This is a genomic window from [Mycobacterium] fortunisiensis (assembly GCF_019050325.1).
GTDB lineage: Bacteria > Actinomycetota > Actinomycetes > Mycobacteriales > Mycobacteriaceae > Mycobacterium > Mycobacterium fortunisiensis.
Genome location: NZ_VOMB01000020.1, coordinates 474,935 through 495,886 on the forward strand (window position 1 = coordinate 474,935; position 20,952 = coordinate 495,886).

Annotated in this window: 17 protein-coding genes; 2 read left to right on the forward strand and 15 right to left on the reverse strand. The window is 67.8% G+C overall.

The annotated features are described in order from the left end of the window. Window positions 1-111 precede the first annotated feature (111 nt). The 8 genes from rne to FR943_RS18285 all read right to left on the reverse strand — a co-directional run bounded on the left by rne (window position 112) and on the right by FR943_RS18285 (window position 12,463). The gene (gene rne, locus FR943_RS18250) at window positions 112-3,144 is read right to left on the reverse strand and encodes a ribonuclease E (RefSeq protein ID WP_217159626.1); all 3,033 of its coding nucleotides are present in this window, start codon (window positions 3,142-3,144) and stop codon (window positions 112-114) included. A 290-nt stretch (window positions 3,145-3,434) separates the two neighbouring features. Beyond that, entirely contained in the window at window positions 3,435-3,857 is a 423-nt protein-coding gene (gene ndk / locus FR943_RS18255) for a nucleoside-diphosphate kinase (protein WP_217159627.1), read from the reverse strand. Window positions 3,858-3,931: 74 nt separating this feature from the next. Then, complete coding sequence (locus FR943_RS18260) at window positions 3,932-4,342, reverse strand: DUF4233 domain-containing protein (RefSeq protein WP_217159628.1); 411 nt, start codon at window positions 4,340-4,342, stop codon at window positions 3,932-3,934. After that, window positions 4,339-5,757 (reverse strand): bifunctional tetrahydrofolate synthase/dihydrofolate synthase, encoded by a 1,419-nt coding sequence (folC, locus tag FR943_RS18265; protein ID WP_217159629.1) that lies wholly within the window; start codon window positions 5,755-5,757, stop codon window positions 4,339-4,341. The genes FR943_RS18260 and folC overlap by 4 nt, the downstream gene beginning before the upstream one ends. Further along, a complete protein-coding gene (locus FR943_RS18270) occupies window positions 5,754-8,408 on the reverse strand; it encodes a valine--tRNA ligase (protein ID WP_217159630.1) in 2,655 nt (884 codons plus the stop codon). Before FR943_RS18270 ends, folC begins: the two co-directional genes overlap by 4 nt. A gap of 98 nt (window positions 8,409-8,506) precedes the next feature. Further along, complete coding sequence (locus FR943_RS18275) at window positions 8,507-9,118, reverse strand: DUF937 domain-containing protein (protein WP_217159631.1); 612 nt, start codon at window positions 9,116-9,118, stop codon at window positions 8,507-8,509. A gap of 116 nt (window positions 9,119-9,234) precedes the next feature. Then, the gene (locus FR943_RS18280) at window positions 9,235-10,488 is read right to left on the reverse strand and encodes a saccharopine dehydrogenase family protein (protein ID WP_217159632.1); all 1,254 of its coding nucleotides are present in this window, start codon (window positions 10,486-10,488) and stop codon (window positions 9,235-9,237) included. Window positions 10,489-10,495: 7 nt separating this feature from the next. Beyond that, window positions 10,496-12,463, reverse strand: coding sequence for a S9 family peptidase (locus tag FR943_RS18285; protein ID WP_217159633.1), 1,968 nt, complete (start codon window positions 12,461-12,463; stop codon window positions 10,496-10,498). A 37-nt stretch (window positions 12,464-12,500) separates the two neighbouring features. Between FR943_RS18285 and FR943_RS18290 the strand changes: the two genes are divergently transcribed. Continuing rightward, window positions 12,501-13,655 (forward strand): FAD-dependent oxidoreductase, encoded by a 1,155-nt coding sequence (locus tag FR943_RS18290; protein ID WP_217159634.1) that lies wholly within the window; start codon window positions 12,501-12,503, stop codon window positions 13,653-13,655. 2 nt (window positions 13,656-13,657) lie between these two features. Here FR943_RS18290 and FR943_RS18295 read toward each other — a convergent pair whose 3' ends face one another. The 7 genes from FR943_RS18295 to FR943_RS26475 form a co-directional block, all read right to left on the reverse strand. After that, window positions 13,658-14,134 (reverse strand): transglycosylase family protein, encoded by a 477-nt coding sequence (locus FR943_RS18295; protein ID WP_217159635.1) that lies wholly within the window; start codon window positions 14,132-14,134, stop codon window positions 13,658-13,660. A gap of 233 nt (window positions 14,135-14,367) precedes the next feature. Continuing rightward, the gene (locus FR943_RS26465; protein WP_308170592.1) at window positions 14,368-14,691 is read right to left on the reverse strand and encodes a transglycosylase family protein; all 324 of its coding nucleotides are present in this window, start codon (window positions 14,689-14,691) and stop codon (window positions 14,368-14,370) included. Between the two features lie 1,053 nt (window positions 14,692-15,744). Continuing rightward, complete coding sequence (mobA, locus tag FR943_RS18305; protein WP_275957467.1) at window positions 15,745-16,308, reverse strand: molybdenum cofactor guanylyltransferase; 564 nt, start codon at window positions 16,306-16,308, stop codon at window positions 15,745-15,747. Window positions 16,309-16,336: 28 nt separating this feature from the next. Then, window positions 16,337-17,449, reverse strand: coding sequence for a 2-oxoacid:ferredoxin oxidoreductase subunit beta (locus FR943_RS18310; RefSeq protein WP_217159637.1), 1,113 nt, complete (start codon window positions 17,447-17,449; stop codon window positions 16,337-16,339). After that, the gene (locus FR943_RS18315) at window positions 17,446-19,398 is read right to left on the reverse strand and encodes a 2-oxoacid:acceptor oxidoreductase subunit alpha (RefSeq protein WP_217159638.1); all 1,953 of its coding nucleotides are present in this window, start codon (window positions 19,396-19,398) and stop codon (window positions 17,446-17,448) included. Before FR943_RS18315 ends, FR943_RS18310 begins: the two co-directional genes overlap by 4 nt. Before the next feature lie 324 nt (window positions 19,399-19,722). Further along, the gene (locus FR943_RS26470) at window positions 19,723-20,085 is read right to left on the reverse strand and encodes a PfkB family carbohydrate kinase (RefSeq protein ID WP_308170593.1); all 363 of its coding nucleotides are present in this window, start codon (window positions 20,083-20,085) and stop codon (window positions 19,723-19,725) included. Continuing rightward, window positions 20,031-20,546, reverse strand: a complete 516-nt coding sequence (locus tag FR943_RS26475) for a hypothetical protein (protein WP_246585086.1) — start codon at window positions 20,544-20,546, stop codon at window positions 20,031-20,033. The genes FR943_RS26470 and FR943_RS26475 overlap by 55 nt, the downstream gene beginning before the upstream one ends. A 138-nt stretch (window positions 20,547-20,684) precedes the next feature. Here FR943_RS26475 and FR943_RS18325 point away from each other — a divergent pair, with 138 nt between their 5' ends. Continuing rightward, entirely contained in the window at window positions 20,685-20,927 is a 243-nt protein-coding gene (locus tag FR943_RS18325; RefSeq protein ID WP_217159639.1) for a hypothetical protein, read from the forward strand. Window positions 20,928-20,952: the final 25 nt, after the last annotated feature.

Below are 20,952 nucleotides of genomic sequence, written 5' to 3' on the forward strand. Positions count from 1 at the left end.
TCTGGAGACAACTGGTCAAGGGTACTTGACCAGCGGGTAGAGGGTCAAACCGACCCAAAGAACGTGCATCGGCGCGGTCTCCACCGGTCATAGGGTAGACGCATGGCCGCCCTACTCGTGGGCGGGCGGCCCCGCGGGCCGGGCTGCGGCGCGTCGACGGGTACGGCCACGCGAGGGCGGGGCCTCGACGACGACCGGCGGCTGATAGGCATCCTCTTCAGCGTCGTCGTCATCCTCGTCCGAGTCCTCGTCGCCCGAGTCATCCTCGTCGGAATCATCCGCGTCGAGGTCGTCCAGATCGTCATCATCGTCGTCCTCGTCGAGGTCGTCGAGTTCGATCTCCTCTTCGTCGGAGTCATCCTCGTCCGAGTCCTCTTCGTCCGAGTCGTCCTCGTCGAAGTCTTCCTCGGCGGCTTCACGCACCACCTGCTCGGCGGCGTCCGCATCGGGTGCACTCGCGACGGTCTCGTCCTCAGTGCCCTCGGCGTCGAGTTTCTCGCGGTCCTTGGCGTCCTCGTCGAGCGACTCGTCGTCGTGGTGCCGACCGTTGGCCGCCGCCATCGCCTTGAACATCGGGTGCTCGCCGGCCGGGTGGTCGGGCACCTTGACCACCGGCACCTCTTCGGGGCGGGCGGTCTCGGGCTGGGCGTTGCCCTTCTTGCCCCGCTTGCTGCGACGGCCACCACCACCGGATTCGCTCTTGCGGCCGGCGTTGGAGGACGCGGTGTCGACCGGGTCGCCGTGCAGCACGATGCCGCGGCCCGCGCAATGCGTGCAGGTGCTCGAGAACGCCTCGACCAGACCGGTTCCCAGCTTCTTTCGGGTCAGCTGCACGAGGCCCAGTGAGGTCACCTCGGAGACCTGATGGCGGGTGCGGTCGCGGCCCAGCGCCTCGGTCAGCCGGCGCAGCACCAGGTCGCGGTTCGATTCGAGCACCATGTCGATGAAGTCGATGACGACGATCCCGCCGATGTCGCGCAACCGCAGCTGCCGCACGATCTCCTCGGCGGCCTCCAGGTTGTTGCGGGTGACGGTCTGTTCCAGATTGCCGCCGGCACCGGTGAACTTGCCGGTGTTGACGTCGACGACGGTCATCGCCTCGGTCCGGTCGATCACCAGGGTGCCGCCCGAGGGCAGCCAGACCTTGCGGTCCAGCGCCTTGGCCAACTGTTCGTCGATGCGGTGCACGGCGAACACGTCCGGCGCGTCGGCTCCCCCGGCCGGTTCGTACTTGGTGAGCCGGCTCACCAGGTCGGGGGCCACGGTGTTCACGTAGGAGTTGATCGTGTCCCAGGCTTCGCCACCGGAGACGATCAGGCTCGTGAAGTCTTCGTTGAACAGGTCGCGGATGACCTTGACCAGGACATCGGGTTCTTCGTACAGCGCGACGGCAGCGCCGGCCTTCTTCGCGGTGATCTCGGCGGCCTTGGCCTCGATCTCGGTCCAGCGCTGCTGCAGCCGCTCCACGTCGGAGCGGATGTCTTCTTCTTTGACGCCTTCGGACGCGGTGCGGATGATCACGCCGGCATCGGCAGGCACGACCTCTTTGAGAATTTCCTTGAGCCGCTGACGTTCGGTGTCGGGCAGCTTGCGGCTGATCCCGGTCGACGACGCGCCAGGGACATAGACCAGGTAGCGGCCGGCCAGCGACACCTGCGTGGTGAGCCGGGCCCCCTTGTGCCCGACCGGATCCTTGCTGACCTGCACGACGACGTAGTCGCCGGGCTTGAGGGCCTGCTCGATCTTGCGGTTGGACCCGCCGAGGCCGGCGGCCTCCCAGTTCACCTCACCGGCGTAGAGCACACCGTTGCGGCCGCGGCCGATGTCGACGAACGCCGCCTCCATCGAGGGCAGCACGTTCTGCACGATGCCCAGGTAGATGTTGCCCACCAAACTGGCCGAGGCGGCTGACGTCACGAAGTGCTCGACGACGACGCCGTCTTCCAGCACGGCGATCTGGGTGTAGCGGGCGCCTTCGTGTGGCGGCTCGGTGCGCACCTTGTCGCGCACGATCATGGTGCGTTCGACGGCTTCGCGACGGGCCAGGAATTCGGCTTCGCTCAGGATCGGCGGGCGGCGGCGACCGGCGTCACGGCCATCGCGACGGCGTTGACGCTTGGCCTCCAGGCGCGTCGATCCGCTGATGCCCTGGATCTCCGAATCGTCACTGCTCTTACCCGACCGCTCGGACCGGGGCGCGCGCTCGTGCACGACGGTATTCGGTGGGTCGTCCGGCGAACCGGCATCGTCGTTGTCACCCGAGCCGGACTTGCGCCGACGGCGGCGGCGCCGGCGACGCGTAGTGCCGTCGCCGCCCGCGGTGTCCTCGTCGCCACTCTCGTCGGACTCGTCGGAGTCATCGGTCTCCGGCTCGGACTCACCTTGGTCATCGGCGGCCTCGGAGTCGCCGTCCGGGCCGGACTCTGGCGCATTGTCGTCCAACTGCTCACCCCGGCCCCGGCCACGGCCACGGCGGCCACGGCGGCGGCGGCGGGCGGCCGGACGGTCGGCCTGCTCGTCATCGGATTCCGAGTCGGCGTCCGAATCGGTGTCGGCGTCGTCTTCGTCGTCGTCGTGATCGCCCTCGTCGATGCGGACCGGCTCGAAACTGACCGGCTGCGGTGCGACGAACAGGGGCAGGTAGTCGGCACGTTCAATATGAGGTTCCCGGGCCGGGGGGATGTTCGCCGTCTCCAGAATCAACCGGGACTCGGGCTCATCGCCGACGAGGACGGCCTCGGCCGCGGACTGGGATTCGGGCTCGGGCGCATGCTCGGACTCGCCCTCCGGCGCTTCAGCCGCCGGTGTTTCCGGGCCGGGAGCGGTGAGGCCCTCGGCCACGGTCACGATGACCGCCTCGACCTCGACGGGCTCGGCGGATTCGACCTGCTCGGGGATCAGTGCCGCGGGTTCGGCCGGTTCGGTCGGGTTCAGCGCCAGCGCGTCGCGGACCCGCTCGGCGTCTGCCTTGTCGACCGTGGAGTGCGGGCTGCGCGTCCGTCCGTCGAACTCGGCGAGCGCGTCGAGCACCCGCCTGCTGGTGGTGCCCAAGACCCGCGCCAACGAGTGGACTCTCAGCCGCTCTGGGAGTCCCTCCTGTGGAGCCTGGGTTGATAGGTCGTCATTCTGGGCATCTTCGGCCACGAATTCTCCTCAAGCCCCCGGGCGCGTCGAACGACGCGGCCACGCGAGGGCTTCCGCTATTGGCCCGGAACACTTTCCCCGGGCTTGTTGTGGTCTCGCTCCGGGCGGCTCGCTACCGAACCCACCCGGTGCCTGGCTGAATGATGGCTGGACGGTCGGCGCCACACCGGATTGCGGTGGTCGCGCTCGTCTGAGTCTTCATTCGGGTGTGCGACCTCGGTTGAGGCCGCCTACCCGCAACCAGTATCCCACATCACTGACGCGGTACTGACCAGACTGACGAAGAAGGACTATCGAGCCGAGGCTTCGCCAGGGAACCACAGGGCGATCTCGCGAGCCGCCGACTCCGGCGAGTCCGACCCGTGCACGAGGTTGTCCTGGGTGACAAGCGCCAGGTCACCGCGGATGGTGCCGGGCACGGCCTTCTCCACCGGGTCGGTGCCGCCGGCGATCTGACGGAAGGCGGCGATGGCGCGCGGCCCCTCCACGATGGCGGCCACCACCGGCCCGGAGGTGATGAACTCCAGCAGCGAGTCGAAGAACGGCTTGCCGTCATGCTCGGCGTAGTGCTGCTTGGCCAGCTCGACGCTGACGTTCTTCAGCTCGAGGGCGGCCAGGGTCAGACCCTTGCGCTCGATACGGCCGAGGATCTCCCCGACCAGGTGGCGCCGGACGCCGTCGGGCTTGATCAAAACAAGGGTCTGCTCAGTCACGGCATGCAGCGTACCGGTCAGTAACACCGATCTCGCCATCGCGGCCCCACAACGGCCGCTGAACTGCGCCTCAGCTATTCCGGGGGAGGTTGCTGTCCGGGCAGCAGACCACGCTCCTGCCGGCGCTTGACCTCGGCCCGCAGGTAGACGATCAACAGCCAGACCACCGCGAAGATCACGCCGATGAAGCCGATCGCCCCATGGATGACGGCTCCGGCCATCACCACCAGCTGGATCCCGAGATTCGCCCAGATGGCCCACGGCCGGCCCTGCAGCCCCGCCATCAAGACCAACACGACGGCCAGACCGATCACGAATCCGCCCGACACCCAGGTCAGACCGGCGCCGCTGACACCGACCACCGGCAAGGCCAGCAGGACGACGATGGCTTCCAGGATCAGTGTCCCGGCCATCACCCCCCGGAAGCTCTTCCAGGGGTCCGGTTGGCCACTCGACGGCTGATTTTCGGGGGTCTGATCGCTCACTGGGGGTCCCGTCCGAACAGGGTCCGGGCTGCCCCGGCTGTCACCACAGACCCGGTGATCACCATCCCGGCCCCGGACAGGCCTTCGTCGACCCCGGCCTCCTCGACCAGGGCGGTGGCCGTCTCGATGGCATCGGGCAGCGTCGTGCTGGTGAGCACCCGATCCGGACCGAAGCGCTCCTCGGCCAGCAATGCCAGGGACTCGACATCCATCGCCCGCGGCGAACCGTTGTCAGTGACCACGATCTGATCGAACACCGGCTCCAGCGCGGTCAGGATGCCGGCGGCGTCCTTGTCGCCCATCACCGAGACCACCCCGACCAGAAATCGGAAGTCGAATTCCTGCTGCAAAGTCTGCGCCAGTGCCGACGCGCCGGCCGGATTGTGTGCGGCGTCGATGAAAACCGTTGGTGCGCTGCGCATTCGTTCCATCCGGCCGGGACTGTGCACGGCGGCGAAACCGGCCCGCACCGCCTCGACGTCGAGCTGTCGGTCCGCGCCGGCGCCGAAGAACGCCTCGACCGCGGCCAGGGCGAGAAGGGCGTTGTGGGCCTGATGTTCACCGTGCAGCGGCAGGAAGATGTCGGAGTACACCCCGCCCAGCCCCTGCAGTTCCAGCAGCTGGCCACCGATGGCGACCTGCCGGGACAGCACCGCGAACTCGGAGTCCTCGCGGGCCACGGCCGCATCCGCGCGCACCGCCTCGGCCAGTAGCACCTCCATGGCCTCGGGCTCCTGCCGGCCGATCACCGCCACGGTGTCGGTGGGCACCAGGGCGTCGGGCTGACGCGTGATGATGCCGGCCTTCTCCCCCGCGATCGCCGCGATGGTGTCACCCAGGTAGTCGGTGTGATCGATGCCGATCGGGGTGATGACCGCGACCGGGGCGTTGACGACGTTGGTGGCGTCCCAGCGCCCACCCATCCCGACCTCGACCACCGCGACGTCGACGGGGGCGTCGGCGAACGCGGCGAACGCCATCGCGGTGAGCACCTCGAACTTGCTCATCTTCGGCCCTCCGGCAGCTTCGGACTGCTGGTCCACCAAGTGCACGAACGGCTCGATCTCGCGATACGTCTCGACGTACTGTGCCGGGGCGATGGGCTTTCCGTCGATCGAGATGCGCTCCACCGCGGACTGCAGATGCGGACTCGTGGTCCGCCCGGTACGCCGGTGCAGCGCGGTCAGCAACGCGTCGACGATGCGCGCCACCGAGGTCTTGCCGTTGGTCCCGGCGACGTGGATCGTCGGGTAGGCCCGCTGCGGCGATCCCAGCAGCTCGAGCAGCGCGGCGATGCGCGCCGTGCTGGGATCCAGCTTGGTCTCGGGCCAGCGCTGATCGAGCAGATGCTCGACCTGCAGCAAGGCTGCGATCTCGTCTGGGGTTGGAACGGGGGCAGCGACCGGATCGGTCATTGCGGCAGCCCCGCCAACCGCGCGGCGATCCGCTCGACCTCTTCATTGGCCAAATTCTGACGGCCGCGGATCTTGTCGACGACGTTCTCGGGCGCCTTGGCCAGGAAGGCCTCATTGCCGAGCTTGGCCGTGGTGGTGGCGAGTTCCTTCTGCGCGGCGGCCAGATCCTTCTCCAGCCGGCGCCGCTCGGCGGCCACATCCACGGTGCCTGAGGTGTCCACCTCGACGAGCACCGTGGCCTGCGACAGCCGCACCTCGACCGAGGCCGACGGGCTGAACCCGTCACCGGCATCGGTGAGCCACGCCAGCGCGGTGACCGCGGGCAGCTGCTCGGTCAACCCGGCCTCGGTGATCGCCGAGAGCCGGGCCGGAACCCGCTGCCGGTCGGCCAGACCCTGGTCGCTGCGGAACCGGCGCACCTCGGTGATCAGCTTCTGCATATCGGCAATGTGTTGTGCGGCAACCGGATCCAGCGCGATACCGGAGGCTTCGGGCCACGGCGCGATGACGATCGACTCGCCATCGGTGAGCGTCTTCCACAGTGTCTCGGTGACGAACGGCATGACCGGGTGCAGCAACTTGAGCAGCGCGTCGAGCACGAAGGCCAGCACCCCAGTGGTGTGAGCCACCCCGTCACCCAGCTGCACCTTGGCCAGTTCCACGTACCAGTCGCAGAATTCGTCCCACGCGAAGTGGTACAGCGCTTCGCAGGCCCGGCTGAACTCGTAGCCGTCCAGGGCCGCATCCACCTCGGCCCGAACCTCTTCGAGACGTCCGAGGATCCAGCGGTCGGCGTCGGTCAGGTCGGCGACCGCGGGCAGTTCGGCGGGAGCCGCCCCGTTCATCAAGGCGAAGCGGGTGGCGTTGAACAGCTTGGTGGCGAAGTTGCGCGAGGCCCTGGCGTGGTCCTCTCCGATGGACAGGTCACCGCCGGGGCTGGCGCCGCGGGCCAGGGTGAACCGCAGGGCGTCGGCGCCGAACTTCTCCACCCAGTCCAACGGATCGATGCCGTTGCCGCGCGACTTGCTCATCTTGCGGCCGAACTCGTCGCGGATCAGCCCGTGCAGGAAGACGTTCTCGAAGGGAACCTGGGGATCCCGGGCACCGTCGAACGTGATCGCCGGATCATCGCCGACGAAGGTGCCGAACATCATCATCCGGGCCACCCAGAAGAACAGGATGTCGTAGCCGGTGACCAGCACCGACGTCGGATAGAACTTGGCCAGATCCGGGGTGTGCTCAGGCCAGCCCATCGTGGAGAACGGCCACAATGCCGAGGAGAACCAGGTGTCGAGCACGTCGGGGTCCTGCTCCCAGCCGGCCGGCGGAGTCTCGTCGGGGCCGACGCACACCGTCTCGCCGTTGGGCCCGTGCCAGATCGGGATCCGGTGGCCCCACCACAGCTGCCGGGAGATGCACCAGTCGTGCATGTTGTCCACCCAGGCGAACCAGCGCGACTCCAGGCTCGGCGGGTGAATCACGGTGTCGCCGTTGCGCACCGCATCACCGGCGGCCTTGGCCAGGCCGTCCACCTTGACCCACCACTGCAGGCTCAGCCGGGGTTCGATGGGCTCGCCGCTGCGCTCGGAGTGCCCGACGCTGTGCAGGTATGGCCGCTTCTCTTCGACGATCCGGCCCTGTTCGGCCAGTGCCTCGCGGACCTTGACCCGGGCCTCGAACCGGTCCATGCCGTCGAATTGTGTTCCGGTGTCGGCGATCCGGCCCTTGGCGTCCATGATCGTCGGCATCGGCAGCTGGTGACGCAGCCCGATCTCGAAGTCGTTCGGATCGTGCGCGGGGGTGACTTTGACTGCGCCGGTGCCGAATTCGGGGTCGACGTGGGTGTCGGCCACGATCACCATGCCGTGCTCGACGAACGGGTGCGGCAGCGTGGTCCCCACCAGGTGGCGGTAACGCTCGTCGTCGGGGTGCACCGCGATGGCGGTGTCACCGAGCATGGTCTCGACTCGGGTGGTCGCCACCACGATATGAGGCTGTGTGTCGTCAAGTGAGCCGTAGCGGAACGAGACCAGCTCGCCCTCGACGTCTTCGTACTTGACCTCGAGATCGCTGATCGCGGTCTCCAGCACCGGTGACCAGTTGACCAGCCGCTCGGCCTGATAGATCAGGCCGGCGTCGAAGAGCCGCTTGAAGATGGTGCGCACGGCCCGCGACAGGCCTTCGTCCATGGTGAAGCGGTCGCGGCTCCAGTCCACGCCGTCCCCGAGCCGGCGCATCTGCGCGCCGATGGTGCCGCCGGACTCGCGCTTCCAGTCCCAGACCTTTTCGACGAACAGCTCGCGGCCCATGCCTTGCCGGCTCAGCCCCTCAGCGGCCAGCTGCTTTTCCACCACGGTCTGGGTGGCGATGCCGGCGTGGTCCATGCCGGGCAGCCACAGCACTTCATATCCCTGCATGCGCTTGCGCCGGGTGAGCGCGTCCATCAGGGTGTGGTCGAGCGCGTGGCCCATGTGCAGGCTGCCGGTCACGTTCGGCGGCGGCAGCACGATCGAATATGGCGGTTTGTCGCTGGCCGGATCGGCGGTGAAGTATCCGGCGTCCACCCAGCCCTGGTACAGGTCGGCTTCTACCGCAGCCGGGTCCCAGGTTTTGGGAAGGGCATCGGCACGGTTCTCAGGGGTGGGGGTCACCGAGCCATTCTAAGAAGGACGTGCCCGAATACGCGAAAGCCCCCGATGCCCGGAGCGTTCGCTGGGCATCGGAGGCTTTCGAGCTGGTGTGGGCGGGTCTACTTCTTGCCGCCGAGCAGGCCGCCGAGGATCTCACCGATGGCGTTGCCCTGGCCGCCACCGCCGCCGAGCACGCTGCCGAGAATGCTGCCCAGCGGGTTGTTGGAGCCGCCGCCGGTGGCCCCACCCAGGATGCTGCCCAGCACGTCGCCGAGCCCGCCGCCCGATGCCTGAGGCTGCGGCGCCGACTGCGCCGGCGCGTTCTTCTGGGCGAACTGCTTGCCGATGTAGGCCAGCACGATCGGCGCCAGGATCGGCAGCAACTGCTTCATCAGCCCACTGCCGGCCGCACCGGTACCGGCCAGCGCCGAGGCCACCTGGTCGCTGTCGTTGCCGCCGAAGATCTTGGCGACGAACTGGTTGCCTTCGTTCGCATCGACCTGGTCGACGCTCACGCCGCCGTCGAGCAGGCCGCTGGCGCCTTGCGCGGTGACCGCCGACTCGAGATCGCTCGAGTCGATGCCGTCGGCCTGTACGTTCTCTGCCACACCACCGACGAGCGCGGGCACCAGCGTCTTGATCGCGGCGCTCACCTCACCTTCGTCGGCGCCGAGCTTGTTGGCGATATCCGCCACCGGGATCTGCGCGAACAGATCGTCGAGACCGGCCATTTTTCATCCCACCTTCGTTGCTGGCGTACTGGAAGTGCTCAAGCTCGACAGTAGTCGAATGTGATCTTGTCCCACAGGTGTTCGACGCAGGCGGATCAATTCACCGCGCGCCTGATTCAGGTCAGCGCGGTGGTGTCCAGCGCCACCCCGGCGGCCGGCAGCCGGGTGAGCAGTGCGTCTCCCATCGCGGCCACCGGCGTCAGCACGCCACGCAACTCCGACAGCGCGTCGCGGTCGGTGGCCAGCGCCAGCCCGCATTCACCGAGCAGGACTGCCGTCGCCTTGTATCCGGGATCCCCTTGCTGGGCCATGCTTGTCACATAGCGGGCACCCGACGTGGTCGTGGTGTAGGTCTCGATGCGGTAGTGCCCGCGCTCGCGGGTGCGTTCACTGGGCCCGGTGCCCGGTTTCGGCGCCAACCGCTCCACGAGCCCGGCGGGTAGCCGGTTGAAGTAGCGGCCGCCCACGCCGAGGGTGAAGGCGTTGGACCCGGTGACCACGGCGGCGGCCAACGGTGCCGCCGGCGAGCGGCCCACGCTCATCTGCTCGGCGTACTCGAAGCGGCGTCCGTACGCGTAGTCCAGTAATGCGTTGCTGCGACGGACGATTCGGGTGTTGGGCGCCGCCATGGCGAAAGCCCCGGTCCAGTACCCGGCCAGCTCGGGGGCGATCTCGCCGCCGCGGCGCCACCGCACGTCGGGCTGGGCACCGAGTTCGGGTTCGGCTGCGCGGTCCGGGCTCAGGGTGTAGGGATCGTTCATCAGCGCCCTGGCCTCCGGATCCGAAGACAGCGTCTTGAGCAGTTCCAGCATCGAGGCCACGGTCCCGCCCGATACGCCGCCGGCGAAGGTGCGCACCACCAGGTTCGTGTCGCCGAGCTCGCCGGCGCCGTCCGTGGCAGCCCGCTTGTACAGCGCGTACACCGTGAGATCGGATGGGACCGAATCGAATCCGCACGAGTGCACGATCCGCGCCCCGGTGTCGATCGCCTGCTTGTGATGCAGGTCGATGCTGTCCCGGATGAACGTCGTCTCACCGGTCAGGTCGGCATAGTCGGTACCCGCGGCCGCGCAGGCCGCCACCAGTGGCAGGCCGTACCGCGCGTAGGGGCCCACCGTGGTCACCACCACCTGGGTGCGTGCGGCCATCGCACCGAGGGAGGCCGGGGCGGTGGCGTCGGCGGTGATCAGCGGCCACGACTGCGCGGAGGGGCCGAGTCCGTCGCGGATCGCACGCAGTCGGTCCTCGGACCGCCCGGCCAGGGCGATGCGGGCCGGCCCCGCGGCCCGGGCCAGGTATTCCGCGGTCAATTTGCCGACGAATCCGGTGGCGCCGTACAGCACCAGATCAAACTCACGCTGCGTCACCATCCCGACGCTACCCGAGCAACTCGGGCCACCGCGCCGGTTCACCACCGAGGTGCTCGCCCAGGAACGCGGTCACCACCTGGTACCAGATCTTGGCGTGCTGCGGGGCCAGCACCCAGTGGTTCTCGCTCGGGTAGTACAGGAACCGGTGCGGGCTCTCGCCGTGCTCGTCGGCGGGCAGTCCCGAGGAGGTGAGCAGCTCGTACCACAGCCGCAACGCCTCGCCGATCGGCACCCGATAGTCCTTGTCACCGTGGATCACCAGCATCGGGGTGCTGATCTCGGCGACGGATCGGTGCGGCGAATTGTGTTGGGCCATCTGTTCGGTCATTTCACGAGCCCAGTAGTAGGCGCCGTCGGTGGTGGGCCCGAACTGGTCCAGCGCCCACAGGCTGGCGTGGGTGACGATGGCGTCGAACCGATCGGTGTGCCCGGCGATCCAGTTGGCCATGTACCCGCCGAACGATCCGCCCATGGCCGCGGTCCGCGACGCGTCAATGCGGGGATGGGCACACGCAGCATCGGTGGCGGCCATCAGGTCGGTGTAGGGCTGCCCGCCCCAGGCACCCCAGCCGCGGGCGATGAAGTCCTGCCCGTAACCGGTGGACAGTCCCGGGTCCGGCATCAGCACGGCGTAACCGTGCGCGGTGAGCAGCCACGGGTTCCACCGCCAGTGCCAGCTGTTCCAGCTGCCCAACGGTCCGCCGTGAATCCACAGCACCAACGGTGCCGGCTGATCCCCCGCCGGCAGGGTGAGCCAGGACCGGATCGGGGTGCCGTCGGCGGCCGTCGCGGTCACCTCGGTCAATGTGCCGGGCAGTTCGGGGGTATCGACGCACGGCAGTTCGGTGACGGCGCCGTCCGGATCGATGCGCACCGGATGCGGCGGTGTGGCATAGGAACTGCGCAGGGCATAGATCAGCCCACCGGGGGCGGGCCGCACGTCGGTGTAGGTGAAGTCGTCGTGGGTCAATCGGGTGACCGCACCGGAGACCGGATCGACGGAGAAGACCGGTCCACGTCCACCATCGTCGGCGGTGACAATCAGCGCCGACGAATCCGCCGACCAGGCCACCGAGGACGGCCAGCGGTCCCACTCCCTGGCCAGCTCCACCGGATCGGCACCGAATCGCATGCAGCACAACGTGATCCGCGGCGGAGACGTGGGGCTGGAATGGGTTTCCCGGGTGAAGGCCACGGCACTGCCGTCGGGTGCGATCGCCGGGTGATCCAGGTCTGTGCCGGGTTCGTCGACGAGGGTGGTGCGCTCACCCGTGGCCCGGTCGATGCGCACGAGGGCCGACCTCGTTTCCGCGCCCGGGCCCGGAATCCGCCACGACGTCACCACGAGTTCCCCGTCGGCGCTGACGTCGAACACCGCCTCCTGCAGCGCCGGCCCCGGCCCCGGGGTCAGATCTCGCCTGCCGTCGGCGTCCACGAGATGCGGCTGATCCGGACCCAAGTCGTGGTCCCAGTGCCGGATCGGATAGCCGGTGTGCAGGATCGCCGACACCGCGTTGTCCTTGCGCGCATCACGCCGGGCCTTGTCGTCGTCGATTCCGCTCGACGACGGCAGCAGCGGCGCGGCCACCACCGTGGCGTCGGCTGCCCGGGCCGAGACCGCCCCGGTGACACCGCCGGGCATGCCCAGCATCTCGACGGCCTCGCCGCCGGAGGCGGGCAACCGCCACAGCGCCGCCGGCGGCTTGTCCTCGGCATCGCCGGGCCGTACCGCGATGAACAGCAGATCGCCCGCGGCGGTGAACGTCGGTGCCGATTCACCCTTGACACCATGGGTCAGCCGACGCGCGGGCCGGACACCGGCTGGATCCAATTCCCAGATGGCACTGACGAATTCGGTACGCTTCTCGTTGAGGGTGCTCACCGTGGCCACCAGTCGCGAGCCGTCTGGTGACACCGCAAGGCCCGACACCCTGGGCAGCGCGAGGTAGTCGTCGAGGTCGTCAAACAACGTCATGGCTCCTCACCGTAACGGCGACCGATACATTCGAGCGATGGCAGCGCCCATCCTCGTCGTCGGTGCGGGCATCACCGGCCTGGCCACGGCGGTCGCTTTGCAGCAGCGGGGTTTCGACGTCACCGTCGTCGAGACCCGCACGGACACCACCACCGGCGCCGGCATCAGCATCTGGCCCAATGCCCTGGCGGCGCTCGACGAGATCGGCCTCGGCGATCGGGTGCGCGCGGCCGGCGGCCGGGTCACCGCGGGGGCGCTGCGCTGGCACGACGGCACCTGGTTACGGCGCCCGGCGGCCGACCGGATGGTCCGGGCGCTCGGCGAGCCGCTGGTGGTGATCCATCGGACGGCATTGACCGACATCCTCGGCGCGGCCCTGCGCCCGGGAACCGTCGCCTACGGGGTCGGGGTGCAGGCGCTCGACGGCGACGGCGACGGCGGCGGTGTGCGGGTGCGGTTGTCGGATGGGTCTGTGCGACAGCCCGCCGCGGTGGTCGGCGCCGACGGCGTGGATTCGGTGGTGGCACGTCACCTCAACGGCCCGCTGAACCGCCGTTACGCCGGGTACGCGGCCTGGCGCGGCGTGGCGCACTGTGTGATCGACCCCGAACTCTCGGGCGAGACGATCGCCGCGGGGATCCAGGTCGGCCATGTGCCACTCGGGGCTCATCACACGTACTGGTTCGCTTCACAGCGGGCACCGCGCGGGCAGACCGCGCCCGACGGGGAACTGGCGTACTTGAAGCGGCACTTCGCCGACTGGGCGGAGCCGGTCCCGACGCTGCTGGCCACAACGGCCCCTGAGCAGATCCTGCGCAACGATCTCTACGACCGCGTACCGGCCCGCTGCTGGGCTCGCGGCCCGGTGGTCCTGGCCGGAGATGCCGCCCATCCGATGCGTCCGCACCTGGGTCAGGGTGGCTGCCAGGGATTGGAGGACGCGGCGATCCTGGCCGGCCTCGCCGAACGGGCCCCGGATCTGCCGACCGCCTTCGCCCGGTTCGCGGCCGCGCGGCGCCGCCGGGTCATGCGGATCGTGCGGGAATCACAGTTGATCGGCCGGGTGGTCAACCTGCGCCCGGCGGTCCTCGGCGCTGCGGCCACCCGCGCCTCGGTCCTGGTGCCCGAGTACGTGTTGACCCGGCATCTGGCCTCGATCGCCGCCCGCACCGCATTCACACCGGGCCGCTGAGGTCAGTGCGGCACGCCGAACGCGGCCAGCGGGTCCAGGAATGTCGTGCAGATCCGACGCAGGTCGAAGATTCCCAACACAGCCCCGGAGCGCACGGCCTGGCAGCCGGTCGGCGCACTGGGGGCCGCCCAGCCGGCCGGCATCCCGCCGCGGGCACCGCACGTCGGCCACGCCCCGATCCCCTGGGTCGCCAGGACGTTCTCGGCGACCCTGATCTGCTCCTCGCGCGACGCGGTGGCCGGCGATCCGACACCGCCGTGCGCGGCCCAGGTGGCCGGCTTGAACTGCAGGCCGCCATAGGCACCGTTGCCGGTGTTGGTGGACCAGTTGCCCCCGGACTCACACTCGGCGATGGCATCCCAGTTCACCGTGTCCGCCCCGGCGGTCGCCGTCATCCCCGACACGGGCGTCAGGATGAGGCCCGCCGAAGCTGCAGCAAGCCAGAAAGCCCTGTTCAACGCCTTTCGAATGGTCATCATCGCGGCCCTTCCCCGACCTTTGACACCAGGACCGCTGCATATGCCGGTCACGTTCGTGCAACTGTGCGGTCACTAATGGGTTCGTGTGACCAACGTCACGCGTTACAGCCGGGGCTGAAGTTTTTTCCGGGGATGTGGGGACTGGAGTAACCGAAGGGCCTGCTGAGGAAACAGAAGCGGTGCCGGGCATTGCCCGGCACCGCTCCCAAATGTTTTCGGCTGGCTCCGCGGTACTAGCCGCGTCGGCCGCAGACCGGCCAGGCGCCGATGCCCTGCGAACGCAGCACGTTCTCGGCGACGCGGATCTGCTCCGCGCGCGAGGCGTTGTGCGGCGAACCCGAGCCGCCGTTGGCGCGCCAGGTGCTCATGGTGAACTGCAGGCCGCCGTAGTAGCCGTTACCGGTGTTGATCGCCCAGTTGCCGCCCGACTCGCAGGCCGCCACGGCATCCCAGTTGACGCTGTCCGCATTGGCGGTACCGGCACCGAGTGCCACCGGAGCCACAGCCAGCGCTCCAGCAATGATGCCCAGCCCAAACGTCTTGCGGATGTTCTTCACTTCATTCCTCTCGCCAAGCGCGCGCCACCCACGCCCGCTCATGCGGGTACGCAGCCTGAATCCAGGCCGGAAGGGTTGGTTCATGCCGTCTCGGTCAGGCACGAAAGGGAGGGCCACAGTGCCCGGCCCGGGATCAGACCCAGGCCCCCGCGTCGGGCGTAAATCGCCACCGCGGCCCCACTCACACGCAGGTTCTTGGTGTTGAAATTATTTGCTCCGTGACGGAGACGCTTTGGACCGTACAAAGGTCTCAGGGAGAAGTCATCTCGATGTAGAAGCGATAGCGGAAAGATCACGGCCAGATAACGGCGCGCTGAACGGGTCGTTTCCGCAGGTCACAGACCCGACCGACGCCGTTACCGTTTCGTGATAGATACAAACAGAACGTGAGGCAGATCACGGCCTTTTTGTGAACTGGCCCACTTGATGCAAGTCCAGCAAACACTGCCATGCAGTCGGGAGCCCCGAAAAGCGCTGGTAGATGCCATTGACGAGTGTCACCTCGGCTCAGGCGGCGCGAATATGTTCGCTATCCGGCCGGCACTGTCCGAAACCTGACGTATGACCAAACATGTTGACGCTCAAGCGCTGTCGCCCATGATTCCCTGCCAGCAAGGTGGTCGCCACAACCGGTACCGGGCGCGAGAATCCGCCTCGATTCTCTTCAAATACCTTATGATGCAGCGTATTTGACCGCAACAAACGATTCGTCAGACCCCCCGGCCAACCCGGGGCCCGCGACGTCGCGAACGGCGATGCCGACAAAGCTCACGGTCAGGACTGTTTCAACACAAAATTAGACCTGCTCACCATCGGCTCCAGCGAATCTGACGTCGAAATCTCCGTCACGCCAAGGTTGCCGAGTTACGTTGAACAACACGACCTTTGGCATTCCAGTACGGACCACCCAGTGCTGACGCTTCTCGAATTTTTCCCGCTTCCTAGGGCTGAAATAGCGTCAAACCGTCGTCCGACTATTTCAAAACGATAAATTCAGCAGAGTTCAGGTACGAATTCGCAATTTGCTGTGCGACGCGCTGGTGAGCCCAGCAGTCACGGCAGGTCGGCCGCGGTGTTGACGTTCGTCAGCGCGCGCTGCGGGGCCATCACGATCCGCTGGGTGTCGACGGACCCGGCCAGCGCGCGCATACTGCGCCGGCCGTCCGCCACCAGCCCCGCGATCCGGTCGATCAGCCTGGTGCGGTAGATCCCGGCCAGGTAATGATCCCGGCCGTCCCAGGGCAGCACGATGTCGGCGGCCACCCGCTCGGCGGCCACGGCCAGCGTGTCGATCAGGTCCGACGACAGATAGGGCATGTCCACCGCGCAGACGAAGGCACGGTCCCGGCCGGCGTCGGCAGCGGCCCGCAGCCCACGTCCGGTGGCCACCAGTGGACCGACACCGCGCACCTCGTCACGCAGTACCTGCGCGTTCAGCTCGGGTAGCGGCTGACCGGGAGCGGCGATGACGAAAACCGGCGCGCAGCGCGCACCCACGGCGGCGACCACGCGCTCGACCATCGTCGCGCCGTCCACCGGCAAGGTCGCCTTGTCGCGCCCCATACGACGCGAAGCCCCGCCCGCCAGAACTACCGCGGCGAGCGGGGCGATGCTCAGATCAATGCGATCAGTACGATCGGCGCAACTATTCGACGGTCCAGGTGTCTTTGCCACGCAGCAAGGATTGCAGAGCGGCGGTGTCATGGGGCTTTGATTCGATCGCCGTGTTGACCTGCTGACGCGCGGCGTCGTCGTAGGTGGGGCGGTTGACCTTGCGGAAGATGCCCATGACCATGTGGTCGAGGTTCTGCTCGGACAGCCGCGACAACGCGAAAGCGTAAGCGGGATCATCGATCTCGGCGTTGTGGACCACGATGTCCTCGGCCGCGACCTCGGCGGTCTTGGCGACCTCAAGGCCATAGCCGGACTTGACCACGCAGTACTCGCCGTCGGCACCGAACGTGATCGGCTCACCGTGGGTGACGCTGATCAGCCGCTCCTCGGCACCCTCCTTGCGCAGGGCGTCGAACGAACCGTCGTTGAAGATCGGGCAGTCCTGCATGATCTCCACCAGCGCCGCGCCGCGGTGCTCGGCCGCCCCGCGCAGCACCTCGGACAGACCCTTGCGGTCGGAGTCCAGCGCGCGGCCGACGAACGTGGCCTCGGCGCCCAGCGCCAGCGACACCGGGTTGAACGGGTAGTCCAGCGAGCCCATCGGGGTCGACTTGGTGACCTTGCCGACCTCGGAGGTGGGCGAGTACTGCCCCTTGGTCAAGCCGTAGATCCGGTTGTTGAACAGCAGGATCGTGATGTTGATGTTGCGGCGCAACGCGTGGATCAGGTGGTTACCACCGATGGACAACGAGTCACCGTCGCCGGTGACCACCCACACCGACAGATCCGGGCGGGCCAGGGCCAGGCCGGTGGCGATGGTCGGGGCACGCCCGTGGATCGAGTGGAAGCCGTAGGTCTCCAGGTAGTACGGGAACCGGCTGGAGCAGCCGATACCACTGATGAAGGCGATGTTCTCGCGCTTCAGACCCAACTCCGGCAGGAAGTTGCGGATCGTGTTGAGGATGACGTAGTCACCGCAACCGGGGCACCAGCGCACCTCCTGGTCGCTGGTGAAGTCCTTGCCCTTCTGTGGCTGGTCGGTGGTGGGCACCAGGGCGGTCTTGCTCAGGGCTTCGCTCAGCCCCAGATCCGTGCCGATCAACTGTGCTGATCCGCGATCCGCTTCGCTTCTCGCTGTTGTCATGCGCTCGCTCCCACGGCATTCGACTCAGTAGGTTCCTCGATGGTGGCCGCCGCCAACCGGGCGAACTTGGCCTTGTCCGCTTCCTTCTCACCGAGCGTGCCATCCAGGGCCGCATCGATGATGCCCTCGACCTCGTCGGCCAGGAAGGCCATGCCCTCCACTTTGGTCACCGACTGGATGTCGACCAGGTACTTACCGCGCAGCAGCAACGCCAGCTGGCCGAGGTTCATCTCCGGCACCACGACCTTCGGGTAACGGCGCAGCACCTCGCCGAGGTTGGCCGGGAAGGGATTGAGGTGACGCAGATGGGCCTGGGCCACCTTGACGCCCTTGCGCCGGGCCCGGCGGCAGGCCTCGCCGATCGGACCGTAGCTGCTGCCCCAGCCCAGCATCAGCAGCTCGGCATCGCCGGTGGGGTCGTCGACCACGAGATCGGGCACCGTGATGCCGGCGACCTTCTCCTGGCGCAGCCGCACCATCAGGTCATGGTTCTTGGGCTCATACGAGATGTTGCCGGAGCCGTTGGCCGATTCGAGGCCGCCGATGCGGTGCTCCAGGCCCGCGGTGCCGGGCACCGCGAACTGGCGGGCCAGGGTCTCGGGATCGCGCGCGTAGGGCGCGAACGGCTCGCCGGACTTGGCAAACGTGTGCTCGATCGGCGGGTAGGTGCTGATGTCCGGAATCTGCCACGGCTCCGAACCGTTGGCGATGGCGCCGTCGGACAGGATGATCACCGGGGTGTGGTAATCCACCGCGATGCGCGCCGCGTCCACGGCGATGTCGAAGCAGTCCGACGGGGACCGCGGGGCCAGTATCGCGACCGGGGATTCGCCGTTGCGCCCGAACAGCGCCTGCAGCAGGTCGGCCTGCTCGGTCTTGGTCGGCAGACCCGTCGACGGGCCGCCACGCTGAACGTCGATGATCACCAGCGGCAGCTCGGTCATCACGGCCAGGCCGATCGCCTCGGACTTGAGCGAGACGCCCGGGCCCGAGGTGCTGGTGACGCCCAGTGCGCCGCCGTAGGAGGCGCCGATGGCCGCGCCGATGCCGGCGATCTCATCCTCGGCCTGGAAGGTCAGCACGTTGAAGTTCTTGTGCTTGGACAGCTCGTGCAGGATGTCGCTGGCCGGGGTGATCGGGTAGGTGCCCAGCACCACCTGGATCTGAGCCAGGTGCCCGGCGGCCACGATGCCGTACGCCAGCGCGGTGTTACCCGAGATCTGCCGGTACTCACCGGACTTGAGCTTGGCCGGCGCCACCTCATAGGTGGTCGCGAAGGCCTCGGTGGTCTCGCCGTAGTTCCAACCGGCCTTGAGCGCCAGCACGTTGGCCTCGGCGACCTCGGGCTTACGGGCGAACTTCTCCCGGATGAACGCCTCGCTGGCCTCGAGTTCGCGGCCGTACATCCACGACAGCAAGCCGAGGGCGAACATGTTCTTGGCGCGCTGGCCGTCCTTCTTGGTGGCGCCGATCGCCTCCACGGCGCCCAGGGTCAGCGTCGTCATCGCAACGGAGGTCACCACGTAGTCCGACAACGTGTCATCCTCTAGCGGATTGTTGTCGTATCCGACCTTGGCGAGGTTGCGCTTGGTGAACTCATCAGAGTTGGCGATGATCAGCCCGCCGCGGGGCAGATCCGAGACGTTCGCCTTGAGCGCGGCCGGGTTCATGGCCACGAGCACGTCGGGTCGGTCACCGGCGGTGAGGATGTCGTAGTCGGCGATCTGGATCTGGAACGACGACACACCGGGCAGGGTGCCCTGTGGCGCGCGGATCTCGGCCGGATAGTTCGGCTGGGTCGCCAGGTCGTTGCCGAACAGTGCAGCTTCAGAAGTGAAGCGGTCACCGGTCAGCTGCATACCGTCGCCGGAGTCGCCGGCGAAGCGGATGACAACCTTCTCGAGCTTCTGCCGCGGCGCGGCGCTATTGCCGTTGCCGTTCTCACCCACGGCTACCGCCTTTCACACGTTCTTTGACCACGTCAGTCCGGGCCGCTGTCACGTGACGCGCCGGCCGGATAGACGTCCACCGAATTTTGATGTCACTACCAGTACCGATTATTGCACTGCTCTTAGGCTGCGCTTCACCGCGACGCCCCCCGACACGCGGGTGATCTGACCGTGAAGGTGCTGTTCACCGACGTGAAGGAAGCCCGCTTGAGACAAAACTGTGGTTTTCGTCACGTTTAGGAGAATGTCATTCTCTAAGGAAAAGGCTACCGGCCGGTAGCCCCGCCCCAACAGTGACGACCTCGAACTTGACACCTGTCGAGTCTAGCGCCGCGTGGCCAACTCGCGGGCCACCAGGACACTGGCCGCCTCGGCAGCGCCCTGCGGATCATCGCCGGCCGCCCGATGTGCGACGTAGCAGGCGGTGAACATGTCACCCGCCCCCGTGGTCTGGACATCGAGAACCCGCCAGGCGGGCGGGATCCGCGCCACCGCGCCGTCGACGTAGATGTCGCAGCCCTCGGAGCCGTACGTCACCAGGACCTCCGGCACGCCGATCCGCTCGGCGGTCGATTTGTCGAAGACGCCGCCCGCCACCATCGCCGCCTCGTGCTCGGCGAGCTTGAGAACGGTCAGATGGGCCAGCAGATCTGCCGGAAAATGACGGTCCTCGACCAGCGGCCCCACCCGTCGGCGCGCACCAGGCCCTGGCCGTCGTAGGCCACCCGGTGACCGCGCGCCGCCAGCGTCGCGACCGTGTCGGCCGGAAAATCGGTGCGCAGCAACGGCGCCAGGTGCACCCACGTCGTCACCGGGTCCACCATTTCGATGTCGGCGGCCGTCCACACCGGGCCGATGGCCGCCACACTGACATGGCGGTGATCGGTGTCGTCGTAGTCGAGGCGGAACGCGCTCGTCGACGCCGCCGGCACGATCTCCACCAACGGACCGAACCGCGCGCGCAACGGGGCAAACACTGCATGATCGCGTTCGGCCGCCATCGCGACGATCCGGCCCGCGACGTCGGCCGCCTGCAGTGCGACCCCCGCGAACGAAGCACAACCACCCGGACTCGGCGCCGCACCGTCGATGACGTCGACCGCCAGATTGCCGAGCACGGTGACCCCGGGGACGAGCTCTCGCGACATGGTTGCAGTGTCCCGTCGACGAGGACTCCCGCACTCCCCGACAGGCGAGCGTGAGCCAGATCACATCCGGGGGTATGGAATAACGATCGGCTGACCTACATTTAGATAGGCAATCGATGTGTTCGAGAAGGGATGCCCATGAGTTCCAGGACGAAGCTTCTCCTCTGTACCGCCGGCATGGCCGCTGCGGCAGCCATGGCACTGCTGGGGCTGAAAAACGCTCCGAACGACCGCGCACCGGAATTGTCGGTACCCGCCGCCCAGGCCACCATGCACTTCGGGCAGACCGTGACCCAGTCCAAGGCGCCGAAAGAACCCGAGACGCCTGCCGCGACGCCACCGGTCAAGGCCGAGCCGGCACCCACCGCCGAACCCGGCTGAGCCGCAAACTGCGGCTGCCGCGGGG